The 1,192-nt window shown below is 31.4% G+C and carries 1 protein-coding gene; it reads right to left on the bottom strand.

Translation table 11 applies throughout. The annotated features are described in order from the left end of the window. Window positions 1-1,042: right-handed parallel beta-helix repeat-containing protein (locus tag MBCUT_RS00860; RefSeq protein WP_342667562.1), on the bottom strand; the 1,042-nt coding region annotated here is incomplete at its 3' end. Window positions 1,043-1,192 lie beyond the last annotated feature (150 nt).

Below are 1,192 nucleotides of genomic sequence, written 5' to 3'. Positions count from 1 at the left end.
TGTCACCAACATGAAGATTATCCAAACTACTAGAGTTAGTGAAATTGAAAATATAATAATTATTGATAGCAACAGTGCCAGAAATCCTGCCACTTATATTAGTTATATTGTTTGTCCCCCACCAATTAAAATCAGCATTAACATTACTACCTTGATTATTTACAATATCAAAACCATTAACATCAGTATTATTAAATATACGATTATAATTAATAGTTATATTACTACTAGCCAAAATGAAGATAATACCACCCCTATCCAGATTAGTAACATTAGCAGCGTTGTTAATGAAAGTACAACCACTAACAATAACATTATTACTATCTCTATTGGCTAAAGCACTACCAGTACCAGGATCAGCGGTGTTGTTAATGAAAGTACAACCAATAACACTAAAAACATGACTACGCATATTGTAGATAGCACCGCCACCTCTCCAATTATAAGCATAATTAGCAGTGTTGTTAATGAAAGTAGAATCACTAACACTAAGATTACCACCAGCTTGATTCCAGATAGCACCACCGCCACCAGCAACAACAGTGTTGTTAATGAAAGTACAACCATTAACTCTCATATTAGCACCAAAATTGTTGATGGCACCACCTTCACCAGAAGGTGCAACGTTGTTTGTGAATGTACAGTTGATGAAAGTCATCTTTGTTGCAGTATTTTGATTATATATTGCTCCACCATTTCCAGCCCTTCCATTTGTGAATGTTATGTTTATGAAAGTCACATTCAAGTTATTGTTTATTGTAAATATTCTGTTGAGTCCTTGTGCGTCGATGATTACTTGGTTTGTTGATGTGTTACCTTGTATTGTTATATTTTTGCTGATTGTTATTCCATAGTCACCTGTTTTGTTGTATATTCCTTCTTGTAAAGTTAATGTGTCTCCAGCACCTGTGCCAGCTATTCCATTGGTTATCGTGGATGAAGTATTAATAGTGTTATTTGCTGCACTAATAGTTGATAAACTACATACAAATAAACACATGAAGATTATCGTGAACAAAATTATTTTCTTGTATTTTAACATTTTTCACCTCCTTTTACATTCAATTATTGATAAAAAACAGTTAGAATAAGTAGAGAATAATCACTACCTATTAACCGATAATAATTATATTCTATGCCATATATAAACTTTATTGAAAAATAATATATATATATATATATATATATATAT

The sequence above is a fragment of the Methanobrevibacter cuticularis genome (assembly GCF_001639285.1).
In the GTDB taxonomy this organism is placed as follows: domain Archaea; phylum Methanobacteriota; class Methanobacteria; order Methanobacteriales; family Methanobacteriaceae; genus Methanobaculum; species Methanobaculum cuticulare.
Note: the sequence above shows the minus strand (reverse complement) of the source record. Positions and strands in the feature narration are given on the sequence as shown.